The following is an 8,566-nucleotide window of genomic DNA, read 5'->3' on the forward strand; positions in this document are numbered from 1 at the left end:
GGCGCCGAGGGGGCCGGCGGCGGTCGTCGGCCGGGCGGGCCGCACGTCGCAGGCGTCGAGGTCGAGGGCCGCGCCGTCGTCGGCGAAGTCCTCGACGAACCGCGGCAGGCTCGCCCGGCCCAGCTCGCCGGTGGCCGGGTCGACCTCCACCCAGTGCCACCCCCGGTCCCGGTACAAGGCGGTCCACACCGTCGTGCCGTCGCCGTGCGCCTTGTGGGCCATCGGCAGGACGGTGTCGCCGGGGTGCACGGCGCGCCCGCCCGTGAAGCGGCCGCCACCGGGCAGCGCGATCGACGCGATGGTCGAGGAGGTCCAGTGGTAGTGGTGATCACGGCCGTCCTCGATCGCGAACACGCGGTCCGGCGCGTCGCTCCAGTACGCCATCGGGCCGTCCGGGCCTTCCCAGCGCACCAGCAGCACGCCGTCCACCCACATCGCGACCGGGTTCGCCCTCCGGTTGCGGCGGGCGTCGGCGGGAATGCGGGACACGTGCTCCGCGAGCACGCCGTCCGGGCCGACCACGACGAACGTCTCGCCGTGGCGCAGCACCAACGCGGGCCAGCCCTCGCCGCACATGAACACGCCCTGGTCGTTCGGGCCGCCCGAGGACCGCAGGCCGGCGACCGCGGCGTCCAGCGCCGGCCACCCCAGCTCGTCCAGCAGGCCGGCGCGCAACGTCCGGTGCAGGGCGGCGGCGACGTCCGTGGCGGCGAGCGACTCGGCCGCCTCGGGCACGTCCACGAACGCCTCCGGCCGGCGCACGACTTCGAGGTGGCCCAGGTGCCGGCCGAGGTCGGGCAGGCCGGTGGCGGCGACCTCGGCGGCGCTCGCGCTGATCCAGTCGCGCAGCGCGGCGCGCAGCCCCGGCACGGCCATCGCGGTGGCCAGCAGCCCGACGTCGACGGCCTCCGAGCGGGCCGAGGCGCGGGCGTGCTTGACGAGCCCCCGGCCCAGGGCGGCGCGGAACCGCTCGGACGTGGCCAGCGCGACGAGGTCGCGGCGGCCGGGACCGTCGTCGGACAGCCAACCCCGGACGTCGAGGTCCGGGTCGCCGTGGTTGGGGGTCGCGATCGGCACGCCGCGCGACACCAGCAGGTCGAGCAGGTCGAGTTCGCCCTGGTGCCGGTAGCGCAGCGCGCGGACCGGCACGCCGTCCGCGACGAGCCGGTCGGCCATCGCCGCCACCAGGTCCAGCAGCGTCACCGACCGCGTGACGGCGTGCCAGCCGAACAGGCGGACCCCGAGCACGGCCGACAACCACTCGGCGGGCTCGGCCGCCACCTCGTCCGGCCCGACCAGCGCACGGGTCGCGCCGCACGCCGTGAGGATGTCCAGCCACGTCTCGAGCGCGGCATCCGCGTCCGGCACGAACGACAGCAGCCGGCCGCGCACCTCGACGTCGGCGGCGGCCAGCGCCACCAGCGAGTCGCGGTACGCCTTCCAGAACCCGGCGCCCGCGCGGCTGATCGCGGAGCTGTCCAGCACGGCCCGCAGCAGCCGAGCGTCCTCAACCTTGACGTCGCGCTTGGCGGCCTTCGCCAGCCGCCGCAGGTCCTCCGGCATCCCCGTGTACGGGGGCAGCCCGCCCCGCGTCCGCTCGACGCACAGGGTGAGGAACAGCTCGTAGGCCGCGTCCGCGTCGTGCTTGCGGGCCAGGCCCTTGGCGTGCGCGGACAGCGCCTTGGCGGTGAGCGCGCCGGCGAACGCGAACTCCAGGAACACGTCGCGGGTGCGCTCGGGGTCGACGACGAGGTCGTGCACCTCCTCCGCCTCGCGGGCCTTGCCGAACATGCTCGCCGCGTACGAGGTGTTGCCGTGCTGCAGGAAGATCCGCCCGGCCTGCTCGTAGAACGTGGGCAGGAAGTGCGGCGCGGACCGGCCGAGCATGGCGCCGAGGGCGGTGAAGCCGTCCTTCGCCGCCCCCGCGCGGGACTTCGCGGTGCGGGCCAGGCGTTCGATGTCCTTGACGAGGTTGAGCGCGTGGTGGGCGTTGGCCGGGTCGTGCACGAGCGCCCACGCGGGGAAGCCGAGGGCGCTGCGCTTGCCCGTGCCGACGCCCTCGACCCGCTCCGGCGCGTCGAAGCCCAGGTACTCGCAGGTCAGGTCTTCGGCGCGGCCGAGGACGGCGGGCACCAGCCGCACGACGACGCGGTCGTCGAGGGCGGGGTGGCGGTACCGGCGGGCCGTGGTCGTGTCGCGGTCCTCGCCGACGTCGGACGTGCCGGGCAGCACCGCCCCCGCCGCGATGAGGGCCTTCTGGCTCAGGGCGTTCACGGGGCCACCACCGCTTCCTCGATGACGCGGCCGGCGTGGATCGCCGCCGCCATGCGCATGCCCTCGGACCAGGCGACCGGTCCGACGTCGGCGAGCGGCACCTCGGTTCCGTCCTCCAGCGCCCAGCGCAGCTGCCCGGTCGACGTCTCGGCCTCGGGGTAGTCCGAGCCGAGCCAGTAGCGGGCCTCCACGACCCGGCCGTCCTCGAACGCGGAGTAGACCGCGTAGCCGCCGCGCACCGGGTAGCCGAGCGTGCGGCAGCGGCTGAGCGCGTGGTTGAGCTGCTCGAACTTCCCGCCCGCGTAGTCGTCCACGGACGTCCTGCCCGCCACGTCGACGGGCCGCGTGAACGTCTGGCGGAACAGCTGCTGCACCTTCTGCGCCACGTCCAGCTCCGCGCCGAACTCGCGCAGCTCCTCCAGGTCGTCCAGCAGCACGGGGTGGGGGATGCGCACGACCTCGGGCCGCAGCCGGCGCGTGTCGCCGTCGAGGGTGACGACGCCGAGGCCGCGCTCGGGGTCGGCGTCGCGCAGGAACCCGGTCTCGGTCCCGTCGCCGTCGTCGGCGGTCACGACGAGGTCGCGCAGCGCGCCGGCCCACGCGGCGTCCGCCCAGACCTCGGCGATCAGCGCGGAGGGCACCGGCAGGGACCGCACCATCCAGCCGTCCACTGTGGCCAGGCACTCGGCCTGGTGGCGGCCGAGCCACTCGGCGAGCTGTCGCAATTGGACGACACCCGGGTCGTCCTTGAGCGACGCGGGCACCGAGGAGAGGAGCTTGCCCTTGCCGTTGCGGCACTGGACGCGCCCGTTCTCCCCGAGCCGCACCTGGTACCCGGACGCGGCGTCGAGCCAGCCCACGGTTCCTCCTGCGAGATCGTTCACGACGGTTGCGGCGGAGGTTAGCGAGGGGGTCCGACAAAACGATCAGAACGGCGGCTTCGTCGCCGGCCCGTGACCCTGGCGCGGCCGGCTCGTACCTCAAGCCTTGCCCAAATCGGATACCGGTGTGACCGGGGTCTCCCTAGCCTTTCCCCATGAGGCTGCTGCTGTGGATCGCACTCACGTGCGCACTGGCGGTCGAGGGGGCCGTGGTCCTACCGCTGCTGGCGGGCATGGCGCTCGTCTGCTGCGCCGAAGCTCGACGCCGGTCGCGCCCGTGGCGGCATGACCGACACACCGTGTTGACCGAATAGTCCCGACCAATGGAGACGGGCGATTTCGTGCGCGAACCCGCGCACGTTGCTTGACCTGCGCGCTGATGAGCGGTTTTACTGCAACGGCGCGTTCGCCTGCTTGATCGGGTGAACGGCGCGACCACTACGAGGGAGGACGCGCCCATTGTTCCCTGCCGCGGCGGCATTTGTCGCCGCGACACCAGGGCTGCCGTCCGCCGCGATGGGGGTTCGACATGTCCCTGCCCCGGAAGAACGATCGGCGTCGACTCCGACTTGCGCGACGCGGTGGGTCGCGCACAATCCACTCCATTGTCGTCGGCATCACCGCCGCGGCGCTCGTGGCGGTGCCGACGGGCGCCGTGTCCGCCGCGCGTGACCACGGTCCGACGTCGGGCGGAGGTGGCCGGGTGCAGTCGTTCTGGCTCCACATGAGCGGCACGCCGGTCTCCGCCCCGACCTGGGCCGTCGAGGCGGGAAGGCGCTCGTACGTCGTGCTCAACGCCTGGGAGGGCGAGCTGCGGGCCAAGCTCAAGGCCGTCGACCCGGACGTCCGGGTGTACGTCTACAAGGACCTCTCCTCGACCCGTTCGTACGCGTGCCGCGACGGCGTGGACGACGAGCACCTGCCGGCCGGTGTGGGTTATTGCCGGGCCGACCGGGACCACCCTGAGTGGTTCCTGCTCGACCGGAACGGCCGGAGAATGGAATACAGCGGCTATTCGGGTCATTGGCAGATGGACGTGGGCAACCCAGAGTACCAACGCGAGTGGGCCGCGAACGTGATCGCGAGCAGCACGGCCTCCGGATTCGACGGCGTGTTCATGGACAACGCGCTGTTCCCGTGCGACGCCTATCACCCGGGCGTGTGCCCGGCGAAGTACCCGACCGACGCGGCGATGCAGGACGCGTACCTCTCGATGTTGTCGAACACCCGGGACGAATTCGTCGCCTCCGGGCTCAAGACGGTCGCCAACCTCTCCAACGCCAGGTTGCACGCGGGCATGTGGGACGCCTACACCGAACACCTCGACGGCGGGTTCGACGAGTGGTGGCTGGCGTTCGACGACACGAACCTGCTGCCCGAGTACGACGAGGGGTGGAGCAGGCAGGTCGCCGAGATCGCCTCGAACGAGGCCCGCGGCAAGATCACCTGGGTGCAGCCGCACTTCACCCCCGGCCAGGACCGGCCGTTCCGGTACGCGCTGGCGAGCTACCTGATGGCCAACGGCGGCCGCGCGGCGATCGCCGAGCTCCACCGGACCGACGGCTACGGCGACCCCTCGCCGTGGCACGCCGAGTACGACTGGGACCTGGGCGCGCCGGCCGGCCCGTACCGGTCCGTGGCGCGCAACGTCTTCCAGCGCGACTTCGCGTGCGGCACGGTGCTGGTCAACGCGAACCCGACCGGCAGCCGGGCCGTCACCGTGCGGCTGTCCACCCGGCAGTTGGACGAGCGGAACGCCGTCGTGAAGTCGGTGTCGCTGCCCGGCACCACCGGGTCGGTCCTGCGCAAGCCCTGCTGACCCCGCCACCGAACAGCCGCGCGGCCGGCCGGCCCGTCAACCGGCTGGCAGGCCCGTCCGTCGGCCCGCCAGTCGGTCGGGTCAGTCGTCGGAGAGCTCGACGTCCGCCATGTCGTCCACGCCGACCACGTCACCGCCGTTGAACACGACCACGACCCCCAGCTCGGTGAGGCCGGGCACGCGGCACTCGGCGAACCGGACGAGCCAGTCCCGGCCGGGGTGAAAGGTGAACTCGGGCTCGGCGACGGCGTCCGGCCCGTAGCCGGGGCGCTCGCGCAGGTGCTCGGCCACGGCCGAGTGGGCGACGGCGAGCAGCCGCTCCCGGTCGCCGAGGACCGAGCCGATGAACGGGAGGTCGAGGTCGTCGGGCGAGGCCGGGTCTTCCACCAGCACGCTGACCGACGTCCCGGCGTGGGTCGAGTTCCAGCACGCCACACCCTCGGGCGTGTGGTCGACCGGCGTCAGCTCGCCGAAGCCGGGAATGGTGATCGTCACCCCCCGATCCTAGAGCGCGCCGGCGACCCGCCGAACACGTCACGTCCGCGCCCCGGCAGCCGTGGCCGGGGACGCGGCGCGACCCGTGCGCTAGGCCGGGGTGTAGGTGAGGCAGTTGGCGGCGTGGTCGCCCTGGCCGGGGCCGACCCGCACCCCGGACGCGGTGCACTCCAGCTCGGAGTTGTGCACGCAGTCGGTGCGCGAGCACGCGCCGACCTGCGCGACGACCTTCGGCAGGCCGCCCTTGCGGGCCAACGGGATGAACGTGCCGCAGTCGGCGGCGCCGTCCACACCGCTGACGGTGATCGCGAAGGCGTGACACCCGTCGTGGTTGTACGAACACCCGGTGACGGTGCACTCGCTGACGGCGGGCATTTCGGTGGTGGTGCTCATGACCGCTCCTCTGGACCGCTGGCTTCGCCGGACTCCGACGCTGCCACCGACCACCGGGCGCCGCAACACGAAATGATTGAGGGCAGCCTAACCTAAAAGCTTGTGGAGAAGGGGAAATGGCGATTCCCCTGTGGACGACTCCGTTGCGGAACAGTCCACAGGGGACGCACGGCGTCGCGGCGGGCTACGGCGTGACGGCGACGTTCGTCAGCCCCACCACGGCCCTCGTCACGGTGTTCGACGCGTGCACGACGTTCGGCGCGGTCGAGCACTTCGACGTCGAGGTGATCCGGATCGCGTACTGGCCGACGCCGCCGAGGTCCGAGCGGTTGTCGCGCCACACGTTCCCGCACCCGTTCGTGAACGACGGCGTGGTGGCCGGGTTGTGCGTCTCGTAGCCGTTGGCGAACGTGCCCGGCGACGCGAACGTGCCCGTGTTTCCCTCGATCGTGTAGCCGATGCCCTTCACGTCGACCCACGAGTCCGCCGAGTTCTGCCCGGAGATGCCCGTGCCGTCGAACGTGTTGCCGCGGATCACGCCGTGGAACGTACCCTCCTTGACGTCGACGTGCTCGGCCGTCACGCCGGGGCCGATCCGGTTGCCCACGACCTGCACCCGGTCGCTGCGGTCGACGCCGCCGGTGTTGCCGTGGCACGCCCAGTTCGAGTTCGCCGAGCCGATGTAGACCGCCTCGCCGTACCCCGCCTGCACCAGACCGGTGTGGCTGATCGCGGAGTCGCGCAGCACGCTGTCCGCCGACGAGCGCCGGAAGTGCACCGCCTCCTCGTCCACGTGGTGCACGGTCACCCGGTCGATCGCCGTGTGGTGCGAGTTGTCGGCCACGATGCCCTTCTTCGACTCGCGCACGGTGAACCCGACCAGGTTCCAGTGCGGCGCGTCGTGCAGCCACAGCCCGTAGCCGGGGTCCCAACCGGGCGTCGGCATCGGGCACCCCGGCCCGGAGCCGGACGGGCCGTCGTTGACGAGCACCGCGTCCGCCGGGCCGGTGAGCGTGATCGGCGCGTCGGCCGAACCCGGCCGGGTGATCGCGAACGCGCCCCGGTACACGCCGGCGGCCAACCGGATCGTCTGCCCCGGCGCGGCCGCCGCCAACGCGGCCTGGAGCTGCGCCGCCGTGGAGACGTCCACCGCCGAGCCGCCGGCGCCGGTGGTGGCGGTGACCTCCGCGCCGGCGGAGGTGTTGCCCGCCGCGTCACGAGCCCGCACCGTGAACGCGTACGCGGTGCTCGGGGCCAGACCGCCGACGGTGACGGCGGTGGACGACGTCGTGGCGACCACGGTCGCGCCCCGCGACACCTCGTAGCCGGCGACGGCGACGTTGTCGGTGGACGCGTCCCACGCCAGCGACACCGAACCCGCCGTCACGCCGGTGACCCGCACCCCGCCGGGGACGGTCGGCGCGGACGTGTCCGGCGCCGGGCCGCCGCCCTCGCACGGCACGCCGTTCACCGTGCAGCCGGCCGGCAGGCCGAGACCCGAGACGTTGAACCCGAACGACGTCGTGCCGCCCGGCCTGATCCGGCCGTTGAAGCCCGCGTTCGCGAACCGGAAGCGCTGCCCGTCGCGGGTCAGGACGGAGTTCCACGCGTTGGCCACCGACGACCCCGGCGGCAGGTCGAACTCCACGACCCACCCGGTGCTCTCGACGTCGCCGTGGTTGGTCAGCTCGAACCGGCCGCCGTACCCGGTGCTCCACACCGACTCCCGGTCGAACACCGCGGACAGCTCCGCCGCGCTCGCCCCCGCCGGTTCCGCGACCAGCCCGGCCGCGCACAGCACCGCGACATACAGCGCCGACAGACGTTTCCCCATGCCGTCGAACCCTTCGCCGAAGCTGAGGAGTGTCGCGGCCCACCCCGGAGGACCCGCCCTTTATAAACGTCACGGCGACGAGCGGTCAACGAATTCCCGCAATCCCCGAATCATTCACCGGCCTGAATCAGGGAACCCCCGGCCGGCCGCGGACCACAAAACTCCGGCGCCCCTGTCACCTTTGCGGCTCGCGCCTCGTCCACCCGGTGACGGCGGGGAACGACCGACGCCCGGCGACGGCACAAGGGGACCGATGCGCGACGAGCTGGCGAACCGATTCGAGGCGCACCGCGGCGATCTGCGCGCCGTCGCCTACCGGATGCTGGGCTCGCTGCCCGAGGCCGAGGACGCCGTGCAGGAGACGTGGCTGCGGCTGTGCCGGGTCGACGCCGACGCGGTCGACAACCTCGCCGCCTGGCTGCGCACCGTCGTGTCCCGCATCTGCCTCGACGTGCTGCGACACCGCCGGAGCCGGCGTGAGGACACCGTCGACCAGTTGCCCGACCGGTCCGCGGACGACGACCCGGAAGCGGAGACCGTCCTCGCCGAGTCGGTCGGCCGCGCCCTGCTCGTCGTCCTCGACACGCTCACGCCGGCCGAGCGCGTCGCGTTCGTGCTGCACGACGCGTTCGCCGTGCCGTTCGAGCGGATCGCGCCGGTCGTCGGCCGCAGCACCGCCACCACGAAGAAGCTGGCCAGCCGCGCCCGGTCGAAGGTGCGCGGGACGGACGTGGTCGCCGACGCCGAGCCGACCCGTCACCGGCACGCCGTGGAGGCCTTCCTCGCGGCCGCCCGGCGCGGCGACTTCGACGCCCTCGTCGCCGTCCTCGACCCCGACGTCGTCCGCCGCGCCGACCCCGACGCCCCGGA

7 protein-coding genes and 1 pseudogene are annotated in these 8,566 nt (G+C 73.1%); 3 read left to right on the plus strand and 5 right to left on the minus strand.

Annotated features, from left to right (window positions below):
• Together ACFQ3T_RS31665 and ACFQ3T_RS31670 are read right to left on the minus strand one after the other, a co-directional pair.
• Positions 1 to 2,274: pseudogene (locus tag ACFQ3T_RS31665) on the minus strand (hypothetical protein); the annotation flags it as partial.
• Positions 2,271 to 3,134, minus strand: coding sequence for a DUF4132 domain-containing protein (locus ACFQ3T_RS31670; RefSeq protein WP_380728968.1), 864 nt, complete (start codon positions 3,132 to 3,134; stop codon positions 2,271 to 2,273). The pseudogene ACFQ3T_RS31665 and the gene ACFQ3T_RS31670, both read right to left, overlap by 4 nt.
• Before the next feature lie 176 nt (positions 3,135 to 3,310).
• Between ACFQ3T_RS31670 and ACFQ3T_RS31675 the strand changes: the two genes are divergently transcribed.
• Together ACFQ3T_RS31675 and ACFQ3T_RS31680 are read left to right on the plus strand one after the other, a co-directional pair.
• Entirely contained in the window at positions 3,311 to 3,469 is a 159-nt protein-coding gene (locus ACFQ3T_RS31675) for a hypothetical protein (RefSeq protein WP_380728970.1), read from the plus strand.
• A 389-nt stretch (positions 3,470 to 3,858) separates the two neighbouring features.
• Positions 3,859 to 4,974 carry a putative glycoside hydrolase family 15 protein gene (locus ACFQ3T_RS31680; RefSeq protein WP_380728972.1) on the plus strand — a complete coding sequence of 372 codons (1,116 nt, stop codon included), beginning with the start codon at positions 3,859 to 3,861 and terminating at the stop codon, positions 4,972 to 4,974.
• Between the two features lie 81 nt (positions 4,975 to 5,055).
• Here ACFQ3T_RS31680 and ACFQ3T_RS31685 read toward each other — a convergent pair whose 3' ends face one another.
• From ACFQ3T_RS31685 to ACFQ3T_RS31695, 3 genes are all read right to left on the minus strand, one after another.
• A complete protein-coding gene (locus ACFQ3T_RS31685; RefSeq protein WP_380728974.1) occupies positions 5,056 to 5,469 on the minus strand; it encodes a hypothetical protein in 414 nt (137 codons plus the stop codon).
• A 90-nt stretch (positions 5,470 to 5,559) separates the two neighbouring features.
• On the minus strand, positions 5,560 to 5,862 hold the full coding sequence (locus tag ACFQ3T_RS31690) for a DUF1540 domain-containing protein (RefSeq protein ID WP_380728976.1): 303 nt from the start codon (positions 5,860 to 5,862) through the stop codon (positions 5,560 to 5,562).
• 184 nt (positions 5,863 to 6,046) lie between these two features.
• Positions 6,047 to 7,696, minus strand: a complete 1,650-nt coding sequence (locus ACFQ3T_RS31695) for a cellulose binding domain-containing protein (protein WP_380728979.1) — start codon at positions 7,694 to 7,696, stop codon at positions 6,047 to 6,049.
• Between the two features lie 253 nt (positions 7,697 to 7,949).
• Between ACFQ3T_RS31695 and ACFQ3T_RS31700 the strand changes: the two genes are divergently transcribed.
• Positions 7,950 to 8,566, plus strand: a 617-nt coding sequence (locus tag ACFQ3T_RS31700; RefSeq protein WP_380728981.1) for a sigma-70 family RNA polymerase sigma factor, incomplete at its 3' end; no start/stop codon positions are given.

It is taken from the genome of Saccharothrix hoggarensis (assembly GCF_042678885.1).
Taxonomy (GTDB): Bacteria; Actinomycetota; Actinomycetes; order Mycobacteriales; family Pseudonocardiaceae; genus Actinosynnema; species Actinosynnema hoggarensis.

What these genes read in the sequence shown, in the direction of transcription:
- ACFQ3T_RS31695 (WP_380728979.1), bottom strand. Translation starts at nt 7,696, where the DNA reads ATGGGGAAACGTCTGTCGGCGCTGTATGTCGCGGTGCTGTGCGCGGCC.
- ACFQ3T_RS31690 (WP_380728976.1), bottom strand. Translation starts at nt 5,862, where the DNA reads ATGAGCACCACCACCGAAATGCCCGCCGTCAGCGAGTGCACCGTCACC.
- ACFQ3T_RS31675 (WP_380728970.1), top strand. Translation starts at nt 3,311, where the DNA reads ATGAGGCTGCTGCTGTGGATCGCACTCACGTGCGCACTGGCGGTCGAG.